Origin of the sequence: Ruminiclostridium hungatei, assembly GCF_002051585.1 — a bacterium.
Lineage (GTDB): Bacteria > Bacillota > Clostridia > Acetivibrionales > DSM-1351 > Ruminiclostridium > Ruminiclostridium hungatei.
Genome location: NZ_MZGX01000031.1, coordinates 57,349 through 74,702, shown reverse-complemented (window position 1 = coordinate 74,702; position 17,354 = coordinate 57,349). Strand labels below are relative to the sequence as shown.

The window sequence follows — 17,354 nt, the reverse complement described above, 5'->3', positions numbered from 1 at the left end:
TTGTCTTATGATATTCTGCTTTCCTTCACTCATCCCAGGTGTTTTTCTCGGTCTTCCCATAATTTAAAAGCCTCCTGTGTTTTATTCTATCACAGAAGGCTTTTACAGAAAATTTCTCGCAGTCTCAATTCTTGTAAGTACAAAACTACCCACACTATTCTAAGACACGATAAAGTAATGCCATAAAAATACCTAATCCGATAAACAAATATCCAACAGCAATTTTCTTTATAACTATAGTTGCCTCTCTAATACCTAACTGTAGTAGTCCGAAGCAGCCTATTATAAAATATATGATAACTTTGCACCATGAAAAATGTATGCTGAATATCAAAACCTAATAGTTTCTTATATCTGACCGGACCGTAATTCCTCCTGCCACTGCGCTCTTGTAATACAGGTAATGTGTGTTGTCCTGATATCATTCACCAGTGGCAAATTTTTATCTTTTTCAGTATGATGATATTGAAATCCACACTTTTCTTGAACTCTTCGTGACTTTTCGTTACCTTTAAAATATCCGCACCATATTGTCTTAAGGCCAAGATTCTCAAAACCATACCGCATTAACTCATTTACCGCTTCGGGAATCAACCCCTGCCCCCAATACGGCACGCCTATCCAATAACCAATTTCTCCTTCATCTTCGCTTATATCAAGATTACTTTTTTCACCAATCATAAGTCCGATACTTCCAACAACTGCATTTCCATCTATTAATACAACTGCAAAGGTTTCTGCTGCTGAAAGAACATCTTTAATAATCTGACGGCTATCCTCAATACTGGTATGCACCGGCCAGCCTGCAACAGGCCCGATTCTGGGGTCCTTTGCATAATTATACAATTCTTCTGCATCATCATACTTCCAAGGGCGTAAAATTAATCTTTTTGTTTCTAATTTCACTTTTACACCTCCATCTGAGAAATTTGTTTCTCTCTCATCCTTCTCAAATCCTTGACTATTAATATTTTTTCACTATTGGCAGCCATGCCTCGCAACGGTAATCCTCTGCTACAGCCCATGTACCTTCAGGAACCATATACTCAACTAACCCAGAAGGCGTCTCCTGGTTTGAAGCAACTGCTATATAGTAGTCAAAATCCTTTCCGTTCATGCAGGTGCTTACTCCTAATACTCCATAGGGTTCTCTGTCCATACATGAGCATATTACAGGTATAATTCCGCTTTGTGCCGCCTTTTTCTATCACTTTCTCATTTCCGCTTTGTAAATCCAAGGCCGCACGGGTCATTTTTCTTCGCCTTATGTACTCTGACAGAGGAATCTCCGCAAGGGATTTGAGATACCTTATCCATGTCAATCGTATCCGTCAAGTGTTCCTCAATATAATTTATCGAAGCGTTTAATTGCTTCAGCCATTCCACAAGCTCACCTCAAAGTATACCCTGTATAAATAAAACGCACCTCTCTTTTACTGCACAAATATGAGAGTTCTGTAATAGCCGGAATAAATTCAGAAGACTGTCCAGCCGTACTATTTTTAATTGTATAACAGTTTAAAATTGAAACCAAGCAGAATTTATATTTATCCGCAAAATCAACCTGTAGTCCATCCAGTCCTCGCATGGCATGCAAACTTATCTGTAAAATTAACTGGCACAACAAGTTAAATTTAAATAGCAAAATTATGTATTCCAGTGTATTATTTATATAACAAAAGTTTGCTGTTACCGGCTATTACGCATGATTTTTTAACATACAGGCAAATCAAAAAATAACGGAGGATGCCATTAATGATTTCTTATAGCAAAGCGACAGAGGATGATTTAGAATTACTCATGCAAAGCAGGCTGGAGATGTTAAGAGCGGTAAATGACTTACCAGAAGACTATGTGTTTACTGATGAGTTAATGGCATGTAGCAGAGAGTATTTTAAAAATGCCAATCAAACCACCATTCTGGCTATTGATGAAAAAGTTGTAGGGTGTGCAACAATGTGTTACATAGATATGATGCCTACTTTTTCACATCCCACAGGAAAAAGGGCTCATTTAATGAATGTTTTTACTAACAGTCAATATCGCAGACAAGGGATTGCTTTTCAAATGTTAGGTATCTTAATCAATGAAGCAAAAGAAAAGGGAGTTACAGAAATCAGTTTAGACGCCACAGAATTGGGAAGGGATTTATATAAAAAACATGGTTTTGTTGAGTCAAATGAATGCATGGTATTAATTGTGAATGGTACTAATTGTTAAATAATTTTAAATTTAATTTGAATGCTTTGCAAATAACCGGATGTGGAAATTTCCCCACATCGGTTATTTGCACTTTTGAAGCAATAAGCAATATAACTTGGATTTTTATAGAGTCAATAAAGATTTTTCTAAAAAGGATTAATCTGCTTTTTTCCTTTTCTCCAATTCAAAAGCAGGGAGGAATTAATAATAACAGCCACCGAACCCACATTATGCACCAACGCCCCCAGCACCGGTGTTAATACGCCTGAAATGGCAAGCCCGATTGCAATAAAATTGAGTACCATGGAAGCAATAAGGTTAATATTTATGGTCCTCATTGTCTTTCGAGAAAGCTGTAAAAGGTGAGGAAGCTCCCTGATATCGTCACTCACAAGCACGATATCGGCAGCATCTATGGCAATGTCACTTCCCACTCCACCCATTGCGATGCCCACAAATGCACTTTTAAGCGCGGGTGCGTCATTAATGCCATCACCTATCATGCAAATCTTCTCGCCCTTCTTCTCATATGTACTGATAACTTCAAGCTTGTTTTCCGGCAGACAGCCATGAGTAACATCTGCAATACCGACACTCTCCGCAATATGTGCTGCTGCCTGCTGCCCATCGCCTGTCAGCAAGACGGTTTTCAACCCGGTTTGATGAAGGTTTTTCACAGCCTGAGCAGCGTCTGTGCGTAAAGTATCAGATAAGGCTATCATACCGGCAGCCCTTTCATCTATTGCCAGATAAATAACCGTACTGCCTTCCTGCCTGGCTTTTTCGGCATATTGAAAAAGTTCCTCAGGAATGTTTACATTCTTCTCTGCAAATAAGGCCTGATTTCCTGCAAGAACCTTTTTACCTTCATAACCTGCATACACACCACGGCCTGCGAACAGTTCAAATTCCTCCGGCTGCTCCGGAAGCCTTTTGTACTCTTGTCTGTAATACGCTACAATTGCTTTGCCCAGCGGATGCTCAGATTTCAGCTCGGCAACCGCCGCCATCTTTAACAATTCAGATGTCTCCAGTTGTGAATCCGAGCTGTATACCTGGACCACTTCAGGTTTGCCATATGTGAGAGTCCCTGTTTTATCAAAAGCAATCCGGCTGACTTGTGCCAATCTTTCAAGGGCATCACCCTGACGAACGAGAATGCCATATTTCGTGGCGTTACCAATACCGGCCATAATGGCTGTGGGCGTCGCCAGCACCAGGGCACATGGACAGAACACCACCAATATGGTTACAGCGCGGATGACCTCCCCGGTTATAAACCACGTAATACCGGCAGACGCCAGAGCAATGATGACAATCCAGGTTGCCCAACGGTCGGCAATTCCTACAATTCTTGCCTTTCCTGCGTCAGCGGATTCAACAAGTCTTATCATTCTTTGCAAAGAACTGTCTTCCCCAACTTTTTGGGCTACCATATCAAAGGGACCAAACTGATTTACAGTTCCACTGAATACCTCATCCCCTTCCGCCTTGTCCACAGGAAGGGATTCTCCTGTCATTACCGACTGGTCGATTGCAGTTTTGCCTTTGATAATCAAACCATCTACTGCAATTGTCTCTCCCGCCAATACCCGGAGTATATCTCCGGCTCTAACCCCATCCGCAGGAATAATGCTTTCCTCATTATCCCGGACTACTCTTGCAGTTGCAGGTGTCAGACGCACCAGCTTCTCAATACCGGCCCTGGCCCTGGACACAGTCCTATCCTCCAGATATGCCCCAAGTACCATGATAAAAGCTATCTCCCCTGCTGCAAATATCTCTCCGATAATGACTGAAGCAACTAATGCTATGGACACGAGAACATCCGCCTTTATATCAAATTCAGTAACAAGCCCCACTACAGCAGCTTTTATAATTGGTATTCCACAGAGAACAATGGCGATCCAGGCTGCATCAACAGGGAGATTGCCAATATGAAAAAAACTGAAAACCAGTGCGGGAAGTGAAATTATCAAGAAAAGAACAGTTCGTCTCTCCTCATTCTTTAAAAAAAGCATAAATACATATTACTCCTTTCTATACATATACCCCTATATGTATATTATACCCCTGGGGGTATGTAAACGTCAATAAAAATGCAGCCGTTTTTTTATTTCGGCTGCATTTTTATTTAATGCTCTATATTAAATCATCAGGACATTCTGGAGAAATGTTCAACTGCCTTGGCAAAATCCGCTATTGTCTTTTCTGCGTCACCATGCTCAATACCCTCTTTGACACAATGGCTCAGATGACCTTCAAGAATAACCTGTCCAACCTTTTGCAGTGCACTTTTTACTGCATTTATCTGTATCAGCACATCTTCGCAGGGAATATCTTCGTCTACCATTTTATCAATAGCCCGGACTTGCCCCATTATCTTATTTAAGCGTCTGTGCAGATTTTCTGAATCCATACATTTCCGCATAATCTCACCTCCTTATACCCATGGGGGTATAAGGATACTATATCATTTGCCCCATTTCCAGTCAATACCGTTATGTTTATAACTATCAGCCGCTCAGACCTCTGCTTTTTAAAAGGCTATCCCTGAAGGCCGCAAATTGCTCGTTTTTTCTTAATGAGATTGCCCCATTAATAAACTCTATGGATTTGTCATGATTCCCCAGGGCATTAAAGGTCAAAGCTATATTATAATACAAGCCCGCACGATCAAATATCTCATTTTCATAATTGAAATTCAAAGTTTTAGCCAGGAAATTCATAGCGTTCTGATAGTCTCCGGCGGCCAGATACAGCCGACCCATTCTGTAATTAAGCAGATACATGGAATCCTTGTCGCTTACATTCAGGATTTGAAGGGCCCTGGTTGTCACCTCAAAGGACAATGCATAATCCTTTCTTGCATAGTAAACCTCCGCCAGGGTATCCATATAAGGAACCTTGTTGGGCATGAGCTCATTGGCTTTTCTGGAGTGTCTTTCAGCTTTGTCCAATTCTTTGTTATAGAATGAAAAAACCCATGCAATATGATTGTGGGCAGTAGTATTGCACACGTCAAATTCCAGGGCTTTGTAAGCTTCTTTGACGGAGTCCATGAATCTCCTTTTATTATATAAATCGAAAGCCTTTCCCATGCATTCCGAAGCTTTTTTTCTGTTCTTTTCATCCTTTCTTTTATCCAGCCACCCACTGAAAGTGCTGCCGATTTTAAAAACATCCTTGATAACATTATAGGACGTATTTATGTAATCCAATGCTTCCTTCAGCTCATCCTTCTCGGTTTTTCCCAGTGTAATGTTGTTATTTATAATATCAGCATTATAAACATTATTTGCCTTTAAATTTCTCTGATCGAAATCCGCCATTACTTCTGTCACCTCACCTTTTTAGAACAGGTTCTTTATTGCTCCTGCCAGATCTGCAAGTGCTTTTATAATCCAACTGCTGTTATTGATTCCTTCCACCAACCCTTTGGTATTATTAATACAGTCAAGTATTATATTCCTGTCCGGCTTCCCGCTTTTCACCTGTGTAATTGCTTCTTTTAAGTTAGCCTCCGCAGTCTGAACAGTGCCTTGAGGCAGGTCTTCCTTTGGGTCAGCTATGCCCTTGAGCACCTTCTCAAGTTCAGCTTCCAATTCAGTTTGATTTACATTACCATTAAAATTTATGGTATCAGCCATATACGCATTTTTAATTTTTGCATTGTCCATATTAAATGTAGCCACAATACATACCTCCCTTTAAATACATTCCTTATATAACCATATATACCAATTTGTTTACAATTTAACACCGGAGCTTGTAAAAGTCAATCTTTATATGTGTAATACTGCCATTTTTCTGTTACAGGCATTATTCAATGTGTTAAACAAAAATAAAAATATGGCATCCTGAACGTGTATTTTATTGTACAGGGCTCAGAAAGGAGGGTGTTTTTAACTGTCCCTGTACCTGGCGGATACTAAACGATAAACAGCCACTATAATAATGGAACATATGACCGTAACCAGAATTCCCAGCAAAAAAGTACTTACGACACTCAAACCGCTTCCTGTAAAAATTTTTATGTTCATACCCATAAATCCCACAAAAAAATTCAAAGGAATAAATATAAGTGTCAGTATAAATATCAGAGTGTTCTGCAGCTTTTGATTTCTTTCATCATTTTTTAAATCCTTAACATTAAAATAATCAACAATGTCATGCAATTGATTTCTCACATTTCCAAAAAGGCTTACAACTCCGAAAATTTCCTGCCATTTTTTATACGCAGTATTCCTTACCTCGTTATCACTCAGTTCGGGAAACCAGCATTTTGTTGAAAAAGCACCGAATTCCTCCAATAAATCCTCAAATTCAGCCAACCTGTTTGACTTGGTCTTTTTATTAAAATATATATGTTCTATGGAAAAAGTATTGGACAGCCTGTGTGAAAAATCAATGAGTGTTACCCTTTGGTACAATGGAAAAAGGATGCCGTAATAATGTGCACTTATAAAGTTCCTGGGAGAGCGTTTTTTACTGTCGCTTTCGTAAAAGGAAAATGCGCCTCCCCCCTTCAGTGATGCTAACAGCACAGTATTTTCATTCAGTCTGAGGCAGGCTTCCGATATGCTGAAATCAATTTTTGAATTGTCACCGGGCAACTGCATATTCTTAATGAGGTATATGAACCTTGACGTCCGCTGCTCAAAAATATTCCAGTTTTTAATTCCGTAAAAACCCACGTAGAAAAATCTGAAAAAGCCGTAATCAAAGTAAGAGTCCTTATAATGCTCCGGCTTAAAGGAGGAAATGATACCCAAAATAATAGAATTTACCGTGGTGGTATGATCTGAATTCCCGGCTCTGTCATAGTACACCAAATCAGAGCTGGCTTTTTTATTAATGCCCATTCTGAAATACTTGTTAAAAAACAGAAGGGTTTCAGCATATGTCCCGGCATCCGTCTCAGTGGACAGAATCAGCCTGATTTTTGTAATTATTCCAGCATATTCGTCAATTATAAAACTGGCATTTTTTCTGCCAATGAAATATTCTATATTATATTTTGCTTTATCCGCTATGCTTCTGACAGAAAAGTTTTTTTCAATTTCCGGATTGCATGAGTCAACACATTCAATGCCTTTCTCTGAAAAGCTTGTGGATATCCAGATGGTATCGGCATTTGCTTTTATGGCATTATCAGAGAACAAAATCAATTCCAGACTGCTTTTTATGGCGGCATCAAAGGTCAGAATCGATACTCCATTCATGAATACATGCATTTGCAGGTTTGAGATTATAAATGGTATGGCCAGCTCATCAGTTTTCAAAATCATATTTTTGAGCTTTTCATATTCGAAGCCGGAATTTTGGGGATTGAATTTATATGTTACCATAGGAGATTCATGGGCACTTTTTTTCAATATGCTGTCTGACAGGATACTCAGAGTATCCTTCTCAACAAAGGCCTCCATTCCCTCGGTTTTAGTCCAGTGGTTCTCCAGGGCTGAACTGAACCCTCCCCGGTAAAAAAACGGAAAGAAATATTTTATTGAACAATCTATGCCTGTTATATCTTTATTAAGTATATTATTTGTCATAGTCATGTTACCTGGATGATATAAAAATCATTTATTCCTTTCATAAGATCAGCACAAAAAAAATGGATTACCTTTACAGGTATATTGTACCATTTATGGGCCGCCTGCAAAAAGGTTTTTTCCATTTCATGCCGGGGGCACCCAGGCTTTTATATGCGAACCCCTGTACATAACCGGTATTGCCCCCGCTATAAGGATCACACCCATAAAGGCCGGCGCGGCATGTCCAAGTGATACATAAATCTGACCTCCTATTACAGGCCCGATTATTCTTGCCAAAGCCTGAATAGCCTGACTGCCTCCCTGAACCCTTCCCTGTTCCCCGGAAGCCACCGACTTGGATACCATTCCGTTGAAGGAGGGCCCGAATACGGAATCACCAAAACCAAATATAAACATTCCTGCAATCATAAACGGAAAAAATGAAAACAAGGCAGACAGCGCAATAAGGCCGTAGCCTATGAGCTCCGAAGTCATTCCAAGAATTGCTATCCGGCTGTCACTAAGCTTCTTTAAAAGCTTTGGCATAATGAAACCTTGTGAGATTATGTCCTGTACGCCCATAATTGAAAACATAAGTCCGATAAGTGCAGGTGCCCAATTAAAAGTATCTATTGTTAGCTGTGAAAAGACAGCCTGCAGGGACCCGTTTGGTATCCAGAGCAGGAAGGCTGAGACAAGCAGCCTTTTAAGATTTTTTATGGAAAGTACATTTACAAGCTGTGTGAAAGGATTCAATCTTATAAAAGTCAGCTTTTTCAGTCTATTATTCTTGTCAAGGCTCTCAGACATGAATAAGACTCCATAAACCGCATTTATTAAAGTTATTACTGCTGCAAAATACATAGGTACGCAATAGCCAAACCTGGCAAGTAAGCCGCCCAGGGCCGGTCCGATGGCAGAGCCTGCACCTGCAACCGCACTCACCCATCCAAAGTATTTGGTGCGATGTTCTCTGGGTGTGATGTCTGCAAAATATGCGAAAAGAGTACCTATGCTCCCGCCTGCTATTCCTTCTATTATCCGTCCGGCGAATAGTACCCAGAGAGCCCCTCCCATACCAAAAACCAGGTATCCCGCCGCAGAACCCAAAAGGCATAGAAGCAGCAAAGGACGACGGCCGTATCTGTCACCCAGGACACCCAGCCCGGGGGCTGCAAAAAATACACAAACTGCATAAACAGAGGTCAGCAGCGTAACAACCACCGCTTGTTCTGCCGGCTTGCTTATATAAGGCTGCACCAGAAATGGGACTACAGGTGCTATGATACTGAAGCCTGTTCCGCAAAGAAACACAGACATAAGGCCAAACAGCAGGGCCTTTTTGTCTATGGGCTGTTCTGTTTTATTTTTATTGTATGTTCCGGATGTATTCACTTAAATTCTCCTTTCATAAGTCGCACATTGATTCCAAGGAAACAAACTTATAGTACCATCATTTTGTTTCCTTGTCAACAAAACTATGGCAACAAAAATGCAGCCTTTACTCATTTGAGTTTGGCTGCATTTTTAAACCTCCGACCTGGAGGCAGGGACTGCTGACATTCGTTCAATTTTATTCAGACTTAAAATCCATGCCCTGTTTCTTTATTTCTGTATCCAAATGACGTTTATACTTTTCTACAAAACCAAGCATGCTGTCAAACTGTTCCTGGGTTACCTGCTCAAATACGGCTTTATCCCGTTCCTGGAACTCCTTGTGCAGTTCATCATGGATTTTATAAATTTTCTGCCCTTGTTCAGTAAGCCTGAAATATATTTCCTTCTTATTATCCGGCTTCTGATAGCTTTCAATCACACCCTTGGCTATAAGCTTCCTGGTCATCTTGCTTATGGCGCCCCTTGTCATATAAAAGGACTCCGCAAGCTTTGTCACGTTGCAATCGGGATCTCTTCCGATGTATTCCATGCAATGCACTTCAGATGACTTAAAGTCCTTAAGCTTGTCTTCCATTTTAAATTTATTAAGCCAGACCAGCTTGTTATATAAGTCCCTGAAACCCGCTAAGACCTGTTCTTCCTTGTTCATTGCCCTTCCTCCCGACACTTGGTGCATTAACAATATTTTATTAAACTTTTGTTTCTATTTCAACAAAATTAAATAATTGTTTTAAGAACTGCGCCCCAACAACGGTGTTTTTAATTGAGCTTTCAATTAAATTATCAACTGATCCAGCAGACTGGCAATCCACAGAAGAATCCTTAAACGCTCGCTGTGTCTCACAGATTTGACATTACAGACCCTTGCCCCCCACAGGACATTGGTAATCAGATACTCTTCCTTTGTTGCAAATTTAAAATTATTGCAATAAAGCTTGAATAACAATTTCGAGATTTTAGTCCAGTAAGGCAAGTCATCTCCGGCTCTATGGAAAAGCTCGGTACATTCTTTTTCATAACCGTACTGGCAAAGGTAAAAATCATACTCGTCACCTGATAGATCCCCGGTGTCAACATCCAGTCTGAGACTGCACTCCAGGGCTGCAAAATCAATGGCTATGGGTCCACGGCCGGTATCACTGTAATCAATTAATATAACCTTTGGGTCAATATTTTCATCAATTATTACATTGTTGGAGTTCATATCCCCGTGAACTATGCAGGAATTGTATGTTTCTCTGATCTTTCCTCCAGCTAGCAGTACACCTACTTTTTTTGATACGTTCTCTAGTATATTGTGCAATTTTTCATTCTTAGAACCACACAGCTCAATCGTTGTTTTGATGTTTTTTTTGAAATCATCATGATTGAATTTATACTTGTTTTTGAAGTACTTAAGAATGTCCTTCTCTTGTTTAATATTTGAATCTGCCATCCATTCCTTTGTATTTACATCAAACAGCTTTTTAAGGTATATTTTGGCCTGATCTTGCTTTTCACGGAAAACGTCGCTTATGTTCTTTATATTGTTTGAGGGCTTGCCCGCAAAGGAGTAGCACACCGCCCCCAGAGTATCTCCCAGCACATAATCCAGCAGCTCCACACGGCTGCTTAGGCCTACCATGAATTTTACATAGCTTTTATACCTGTTTATTTCCTCCTTGATATCATCTATGGGACTTATTTTTATAACCGTATAAAAATCTTCAATGCTGACTTCCTTGGTTTTGGCCTTGGCCAGGGCCACTATTGACTTGCTTCTTCCACCGCTTAATAAAACCAATTGGGCACCGGTTATTATCTGTTCTATGTCGTTATAGCTGTTTTTATTTGTAAAATTCATCCTCTGTCCAAAGATATAAGACAGCAGATATTCCACCTCTTCACTGGTAATAGCTACATGACCGTTTAAGTACCTGGTTTTCTTCTTTTTGATTTCCTCATATAAAATATCGACAGAATTAATTACTTTCGCATTTTTAAAATATGTATCTGCCATATCCAAAATTACATTTGTATAGTTAATATCACATTTATCTATTGCACCTTCAATTCTGGGACAGGAGGGAATAAGCAGTTCCAGCAATAGATTGATGGGCTTGTCCCCTGCCTTGCCGGTAATAAGGTAACACTTGCAGGACGGCCTTCTTTCATTTAAAACTTTAAAAATCATTTTAAAGTCCCCGTCGGTACTCAATAAATCAATGCATGCCACATGAAAAAAATTATTTTTTATAAGGCTGAGGGCTTGTTCGTTGGTAGTGGCGGTAAAAACCACCACATCCTCACGGTCGTTTGACATATTAAGTGCCATTTCACATATTTCCTTGTCGTCATCAACTACCAATACATAAAACTTTTTCATCAGCTTTCTCCTCATATAAATTATTAAACATTTCTTCCGGCAAGGACAGCACCGTAATAAAATAACTCACATTTCTCACTTCCTTTTTGTAGGAAAACATATCTCCGCCAAGACCGCGGATAATTGCTCCGCAAATGAAGGCACCTATATGGTAGCGGTCTGTTTTTTCAATAGGAATCTTGTAGACATCGTCTGTATTATTTATATCTTCGGAATAGGTACTTCTGAAAAAGAACTTATAGTACTTCTTGCCGCCGTACCTGCAATTACTGGCAGTATAGATATTAAGACTGCCGCCGCTCATGTTTAATATCTGTTTTCTAAAATTGTTTATTATCTCTCTGAAGCAGATAATGATTTGGTGGGCAACCTCGTTTTTGGGCTGAAGGGTTTCCAAATCAAATTTGGAAGGTTCTTTAATACTACAGTATTCTGTTATATACTGTTCTTTAAGTATTTCATTGATTTCATTATACATGCATTGAGCTTCATAATTTGAGTATATGTTAACCTTGTCCTGCTTGGTTATTTTAACAAGGGTATCAATGACCTCGTTGATTTTTGTATCATTATACTCCAATTCTGTGAGCTTTCGAGTGCATTTTATGAGCTCGTGGGAATAAAGAATGGACTTGGCATTTATTGAAATGATTTTCTGTTCCACTCTCTTTCTTGCCGTCCTTATGATATTGGCAATTTTCTGAACAGCAATGGAGATAAGGTACTGCTCCTCATAGTATTCATACTCATAGCGGCTCTCCAGATTGAGAGTGCCGATAATCTTTTCGTCCACAAACACCGGCAGGCATATGGTGGATACAACTTTTGTTCTTGAGCTCAGAAATTTTGAAAGGTTTTCGTAGCTGGCTTTTATCTGGTGGTAATACTGCTGGTGCATTTCTTCCTTGCTGTTGAATATGTTTATATTCCCGATATAGCACTGCCGCCCCTTTTCCAGAACCCATACATTTACACTGTTTATATGCGTCTCATCCTCTTGCCTGGTTATGTAATCCTTGATTCTTATATTCCTGTCCTTGTCCGCTATTCTTTCCTCGGGATAGGCTGCGAATCTGATAAGATCCTTTTCTTCCACCGACAGCAATCTCAGTGTAACAGAGCAACTGTTGGTAAAAGTATATATATTTCTTAGCAGCTCATTGATTCTTCCCATGGCCAGGAATACTTCAAAGCTGTTATTATAATAATCGCATTTTTCCTGGAAAGGGAAGATTCTGGATTTCTCCTCGTAAGCTTCAAGAGCTGTAAAAATACCTGTAATTTCGTTAAGGCAGGCTTGGGCCAATTGTGTAAAATCGGTCTCATGGGTATCCTTTGAGACAACTTCAACCGTTCCCACAGCCCTGTCGCTGACAATAACAGGCATAAAGCAGCTCTGCCTTTCAAGCTTTTCACACATTGCCTCCCTGCTCTTGAGCACCTTGATATTATTATTGCCGGTGTCACTTAAGGAAATCACATATTTAACCTTGTAAAACTTTTTGTTGGCCGAATAGCTCAGGCAAACAAGGTCTGATGCGTTTTTTGAAACCATTCTCACTATGATGACATCGAAAAACGGACAATGCCTTTTCAGGCATTGATCCAGCTTATATTTTATACTCAGGTGCTTTTTGCTGATTTTAAACAGGTACTGAGGCTGTACGTTGTCGTTGATATTCTCTATTTCAGGCATTTTCTCCAGGAGCTTTATTGCAGAATTCACCCTGACACGGTTATAGGTTATACAAAACTTAAGAGCCATCTCCGTCAGGTTCTTTTTGTCGGTATTGGTATAGTCTGCGGGTTTACTGCGCTGTACTATAAGCAGACCAATGACGAAAGGCTTGGTATCTCCCTTGTAGTCCTTTCTGTAATCTGTAATGGGCACAATGATTTTTGAATAAATCCCCAAATGATTGCCGTTGCTTATGAGGTTTTGAAAGTAACTGCTGTTGAACTCGGCTTTCAAGTTATTCAGCAATAAGGGACGGGCCTTTCTGTAAGTATATAATTCCAGCGTTCCATCCATATTGGTTACCGGGATCTTTTCACTGAATTTTACAGTAGTTTCAGGATACCTGGCATATAGCACCAGTTCCTCATTTTCCCGGTCTCTAAGGTATAATGCCACCTCATCACTGTTGGTTATTTCTTTTGAAGCCATTACAAACTCATTTGTCAGCTTCTTAAATATGCCGTCAATATCTATATCACTGTCACTATTAATAACAGTATGGTAATAGTCCTCAAAATTCTTCTGGGCCTTGGATATAAGTTCTTCAAGCTTGTCAAAAGCCTTTACTCCCTTGTGTACCCTGATAATGGAAGAGGCATTCACCATACAGTACAATTCATCACAAATGGGCTCCAAATCCGGATCACTTATCTGAAAGCTTGACAACCCCATAACCAGTATCTTAATATCATTGTTGCCATTTTTGGCCTTTTCAAAAAAGTGAGTACCGAGATTATATTCATACTCTATTTCTTTCAGGATTTCATTCTTTACCAGATTGAAAAAGTCGTAGGTAATCTTGTCCTGATTATTCTTTGTTTTGTATTTATAGGAATTTATATGATCCTTGATGGATTTTGAAAGGCTTTTATTTATGCATTCGATGCCTGAATAAGCACTGATAAGTGAATCATAAAGTACATTTTCGTAGAAGACAAAGAGTACTATTACATCTATCTTATCCTTACAGGCCCTTTTGAGTGCTTCATTAATTGACTGTTGATCGCAATATGTGCCGTTAATTATATAATCATCAGGTTTCCACATATGATTAATCCTTTCATAGCTGGATTGAAGCCAAACATTACACCATATTGTACCATATTTGCATATATAGTGTATATATGCAAATAGCTGTGGCTTAAAATAATTCCAAGGCAAAACAAAAAACGCATAAACAATATATTTATGCGTTTTTTGTTTTTTCATACTGCTTTACAACAGCACGTCCTTACATCCTTATACGGGATTTAACAAATATTTCTTAAGTGCTGCATAGTCTATAGCGTCTACCTGGCCATCCTTATTCAAATCTGCATTGACTAGATTTGTACCTGTAAGTACAGTTATTCCAAGCAGATGTGAACGAAGAGCAGCCAGATCCAATGAATTCACACTTCCATCACCATTGAGGTCATATGCCGGCTGCTGCGGACCACCGCCAACATTGATGGTCATGGTGGTGACATCAGCCTTTCCGCTGCTCTGATAACCTTCAACTACAAAGGAAACTTCATACATCTTGCCCATTTTCATTCCCCTGCTCTCCCACGCTTTAAAGTGGTCGCTGACAGAGATGGTACCGCTTGTACGTTTTGAAGTACGAACGCTCCAATACTGTTGGAAAGTTGCAGTACCTTTAATGGAAGGCTGGTTTACACGAGTGGTTTCATAAAGGTCATAGGTTGCACCGTCTACAGTGATGGTTCCCTTGGAGGTTGATCCCGGTGGTCTCCAGCTCCCCCAGCTCTCCACTATGTAATACTCTACAAGCGGATCTACTGTCCAACCGTAAACCGACAGGTATGAATTGCCGTTTGGCTGGTAGTTACAGGCGTAGTTGATGGAAATATTTCCAAGCTGCTGGTGGGTCTGGGTCTCGTTGTATTTTTTGCCGGTGCGGAATAACGCGTTATTGATATTGCTCCACTGGCAACTGAATGTGCCGCCGCCGTTCAGCGTCATGCTGGTAGTACCGTTGTCCTTCCACAATTCATAATCGTAGCCGTCGATTTTACCTGTGGCATTTGAGGTGATTGTGGTGGCAGCCTGTACATTTAATGCAAACAAGCTGAACAATATGGTCAGGCACATAAAAAACGAGAAATACACCCTGTTTTTTACTTTCATGTTACACTCTCCTTTCTAAAAAATATATATGATTTCAATTCAATATTTTAACATATTTCACAATTAATTGCCAGTTATAATGTTTTTTTCTGTAAATTTTACCAAATTTCCTTGATTTAATTTGGAATTATTTCGAATAATGCTTTCTTTAGTGACTAACTATGGTAATGTTTCTTTATGGCTTTTTTACAAGACTCATATTGTCAATTGAAATATCGTTACCGTTAAAGGTGCTTCCGCCAAGACTGAAAGCAAGTGCGCTGTTGATATCATCAGCCGGAGCCTTTAAGGTTACTTCATAATGCAAAAGGGTATCATTCATTTTCAGGGTGTCGGTAAAATATTGTGACCAGGGACTGTAATTCTGCTGTATGCTGAAGGAAACAGGATGTTCCGGGCTGCACCTGTAATCAAAGGACAGGATGTATTCCGCACCTGCTTCAAGCATAAAGCCCGAGGCTACAATCTGAGTGCTCCAGCTTTCTGTGCCTGCATTTTTTATTGACATGGATATGCCCGTGTTAGGTGACATGGTATAAGTCATATCCTGGGATGAATTTGCCAGAGCCAGCACAGGACTCATTTCAAGTAAATTGTAGTGTGCATTCAGCTTGTTTCCTTCCTCGTTAACAAAAATTCCATTTGGAAAATCCTTGCCGTTATAATATTTTGTAAGCCATTTAATCCTTTTGGAAAGCCAATTGGCCAGATATGTATAATGTCCCTTATAGGTGGTAAGTCTTGTTATCTGTACCGGCTCAATGTAAACCTGCCTCCCCAGTACATCCCATTTTTCAAAATTTCTTGAATATGCTTTGATATTGGCCTCAGCCTCTTTAATTACTATCTTTGGAAGGGAGTTTATTTTATCCTGGAGTTTGTTCCAGCGCTTCTTAACCAGCTCTCTGAACCATTTTTGAGAGAGTGCCCGGCAAAACCACGGATTTGAATTTGCATTGAGATTCAGAACATGGTATGGATTGAAGCCCGCCCAGGAATCGATTCCCTTTACGCAATTTGCGTTTCCCATGGCAAGGTCAAAATCCCACAACGGGCCAAAGCACAGCTTACCGTCCACCGCCTTATACATATAAAGGCTGTCCCAGCCGGCGTCAACATTTTTAAAAATCTCGTTTCCAATATAAATGTCCACCAGGGAATCCACATCCACATATTTTCTTACTTCCTTCTCATTGCCTTTCTTTAACGCATCATAAGCTTTTTTTATGCATGTGGAGATATAGGCTAGCTGCTTCTTTCTTATGGATTGGTTTTCAGAAAGGTCACTTTTTACTTCATAAGTGGCAGTATCCATGTCAAACTTGTTTTCCTCCGCATATCTGGACATTTCAACAAGATAACCGTTTTTTTCAACCTCATCGGGTTCTTCCTCAATCGCCACCCGGTTCTTATTTACGTTTACATCCTCACAAAGCAAATAAACACCTTGATATTCGCCGTTCACATATAATTCCGCGGAACGGCAGTCAGGTGAATAGGACAGGTTTGTAAGCAAGTCTCCGAAACGGTAAGCGGTGAGATTTCTTAAAAGCGAGCCGTCATAGCAATTGGATATAAGGCACCATGTCTTTCCCTTGCCTTTACCTGTACTTAATAGCTTCTTTTTTTCTTCAAATTTCAGTTTATAGCTTTTCTTATCCGAGTACATGGAACTATTGCCGCGGAGTTTTACTGCCACAGAGGTATCTTTGAATTCATACCCGCCTTCGGTATTTATGGTGGTAATCTGTGCTGAAACATAGGTCTCATCAGAACTTATTGCGGCACCGGAAATTGTTTTTATTGCGATAACAGGCATTTCCAACTGAGTATACTCAGGGTTTGCAGCAGGAGCTGTTTCTCCCTTTTCCGCTGCAAATACACTGCCGTTTACTCCCAAAATGCCGGTAAATATAAAGACAAAACACAGTATTAATGCTGTTAACCTTTTTCTCATAGTTTATCCCCTCCTAAATTATTCGGC

The 17,354-nt window shown here is 39.8% G+C and carries 15 protein-coding genes; 1 reads left to right on the top strand and 14 read right to left on the bottom strand.

The window, feature by feature from the left end; genetic code table 11:
* Positions 1-348: 348 nt before the first annotated feature.
* The 3 genes from CLHUN_RS19205 to CLHUN_RS22810 all read right to left on the bottom strand — a co-directional run bounded on the left by CLHUN_RS19205 (position 349) and on the right by CLHUN_RS22810 (position 1,386).
* Complete coding sequence (locus CLHUN_RS19205) at positions 349-906, bottom strand: GNAT family N-acetyltransferase (protein WP_080066264.1); 558 nt, start codon at positions 904-906, stop codon at positions 349-351.
* 58 nt (positions 907-964) lie between these two features.
* A complete protein-coding gene (locus CLHUN_RS22815; protein WP_340148346.1) occupies positions 965-1,117 on the bottom strand; it encodes a hypothetical protein in 153 nt (50 codons plus the stop codon).
* A gap of 98 nt (positions 1,118-1,215) precedes the next feature.
* Entirely contained in the window at positions 1,216-1,386 is a 171-nt protein-coding gene (locus CLHUN_RS22810; RefSeq protein ID WP_340148345.1) for a hypothetical protein, read from the bottom strand.
* A gap of 369 nt (positions 1,387-1,755) precedes the next feature.
* Here CLHUN_RS22810 and CLHUN_RS19195 point away from each other — a divergent pair, with 369 nt between their 5' ends.
* The gene (locus tag CLHUN_RS19195) at positions 1,756-2,220 is read left to right on the top strand and encodes a GNAT family N-acetyltransferase (protein WP_080066262.1); all 465 of its coding nucleotides are present in this window, start codon (positions 1,756-1,758) and stop codon (positions 2,218-2,220) included.
* A gap of 128 nt (positions 2,221-2,348) precedes the next feature.
* On the opposite strand, the gene CLHUN_RS19190 is transcribed toward CLHUN_RS19195, so the two are convergent.
* The 11 genes from CLHUN_RS19190 to CLHUN_RS19140 all read right to left on the bottom strand — a co-directional run bounded on the left by CLHUN_RS19190 (position 2,349) and on the right by CLHUN_RS19140 (position 17,327).
* Entirely contained in the window at positions 2,349-4,223 is a 1,875-nt protein-coding gene (locus CLHUN_RS19190; RefSeq protein ID WP_080066260.1) for a heavy metal translocating P-type ATPase, read from the bottom strand.
* Positions 4,224-4,357: 134 nt separating this feature from the next.
* Positions 4,358-4,633 carry a metal-sensing transcriptional repressor gene (locus tag CLHUN_RS19185; RefSeq protein WP_080066258.1) on the bottom strand — a complete coding sequence of 92 codons (276 nt, stop codon included), beginning with the start codon at positions 4,631-4,633 and terminating at the stop codon, positions 4,358-4,360.
* A gap of 85 nt (positions 4,634-4,718) precedes the next feature.
* Positions 4,719-5,534: a tetratricopeptide repeat protein gene (locus CLHUN_RS19180; RefSeq protein ID WP_080066256.1), complete on the bottom strand. Its 816-nt coding sequence runs from the start codon at positions 5,532-5,534 to the stop codon at positions 4,719-4,721.
* A gap of 21 nt (positions 5,535-5,555) precedes the next feature.
* Positions 5,556-5,897, bottom strand: a complete 342-nt coding sequence (locus tag CLHUN_RS19175) for a hypothetical protein (RefSeq protein WP_080066255.1) — start codon at positions 5,895-5,897, stop codon at positions 5,556-5,558.
* A gap of 210 nt (positions 5,898-6,107) precedes the next feature.
* On the bottom strand, positions 6,108-7,757 hold the full coding sequence (locus tag CLHUN_RS19170; RefSeq protein ID WP_080066254.1) for a CorA family divalent cation transporter: 1,650 nt from the start codon (positions 7,755-7,757) through the stop codon (positions 6,108-6,110).
* A gap of 126 nt (positions 7,758-7,883) precedes the next feature.
* The gene (locus CLHUN_RS19165) at positions 7,884-9,134 is read right to left on the bottom strand and encodes an MFS transporter (RefSeq protein WP_080066253.1); all 1,251 of its coding nucleotides are present in this window, start codon (positions 9,132-9,134) and stop codon (positions 7,884-7,886) included.
* A 178-nt stretch (positions 9,135-9,312) separates the two neighbouring features.
* The gene (locus tag CLHUN_RS19160) at positions 9,313-9,786 is read right to left on the bottom strand and encodes a MarR family transcriptional regulator (RefSeq protein ID WP_080066252.1); all 474 of its coding nucleotides are present in this window, start codon (positions 9,784-9,786) and stop codon (positions 9,313-9,315) included.
* 126 nt (positions 9,787-9,912) lie between these two features.
* Positions 9,913-11,502: a phosphotransferase gene (locus CLHUN_RS19155; protein WP_080066250.1), complete on the bottom strand. Its 1,590-nt coding sequence runs from the start codon at positions 11,500-11,502 to the stop codon at positions 9,913-9,915.
* Positions 11,474-14,287: a GAF domain-containing protein gene (locus tag CLHUN_RS19150; RefSeq protein ID WP_133051123.1), complete on the bottom strand. Its 2,814-nt coding sequence runs from the start codon at positions 14,285-14,287 to the stop codon at positions 11,474-11,476. The genes CLHUN_RS19155 and CLHUN_RS19150 overlap by 29 nt, the downstream gene beginning before the upstream one ends.
* A gap of 192 nt (positions 14,288-14,479) precedes the next feature.
* Positions 14,480-15,370 carry a glycoside hydrolase family 11 protein gene (locus CLHUN_RS19145; RefSeq protein WP_080066247.1) on the bottom strand — a complete coding sequence of 297 codons (891 nt, stop codon included), beginning with the start codon at positions 15,368-15,370 and terminating at the stop codon, positions 14,480-14,482.
* A 175-nt stretch (positions 15,371-15,545) separates the two neighbouring features.
* On the bottom strand, positions 15,546-17,327 hold the full coding sequence (locus tag CLHUN_RS19140; RefSeq protein ID WP_080066246.1) for a CotH kinase family protein: 1,782 nt from the start codon (positions 17,325-17,327) through the stop codon (positions 15,546-15,548).
* Positions 17,328-17,354: the final 27 nt, after the last annotated feature.

Coding starts and splice junctions, on each gene's coding strand:
- CLHUN_RS19155 (WP_080066250.1), bottom strand. CDS start 11,502: ATGAAAAAGTTTTATGTATTGGTAGTTGATGACGACAAGGAAATATGT.
- CLHUN_RS19140 (WP_080066246.1), bottom strand. CDS start 17,327: ATGAGAAAAAGGTTAACAGCATTAATACTGTGTTTTGTCTTTATATTT.
- CLHUN_RS19180 (WP_080066256.1), bottom strand. CDS start 5,534: ATGGCGGATTTCGATCAGAGAAATTTAAAGGCAAATAATGTTTATAAT.
- CLHUN_RS22815 (WP_340148346.1), bottom strand. CDS start 1,117: ATGAACGGAAAGGATTTTGACTACTATATAGCAGTTGCTTCAAACCAG.
- CLHUN_RS19195 (WP_080066262.1), top strand. CDS start 1,756: ATGATTTCTTATAGCAAAGCGACAGAGGATGATTTAGAATTACTCATG.
- CLHUN_RS19160 (WP_080066252.1), bottom strand. CDS start 9,786: ATGAACAAGGAAGAACAGGTCTTAGCGGGTTTCAGGGACTTATATAAC.
- CLHUN_RS19150 (WP_133051123.1), bottom strand. CDS start 14,287: ATGTGGAAACCTGATGATTATATAATTAACGGCACATATTGCGATCAA.
- CLHUN_RS19190 (WP_080066260.1), bottom strand. CDS start 4,223: ATGCTTTTTTTAAAGAATGAGGAGAGACGAACTGTTCTTTTCTTGATA.
- CLHUN_RS19185 (WP_080066258.1), bottom strand. CDS start 4,633: ATGCGGAAATGTATGGATTCAGAAAATCTGCACAGACGCTTAAATAAG.
- CLHUN_RS19145 (WP_080066247.1), bottom strand. CDS start 15,370: ATGAAAGTAAAAAACAGGGTGTATTTCTCGTTTTTTATGTGCCTGACC.
- CLHUN_RS19170 (WP_080066254.1), bottom strand. CDS start 7,757: ATGACAAATAATATACTTAATAAAGATATAACAGGCATAGATTGTTCA.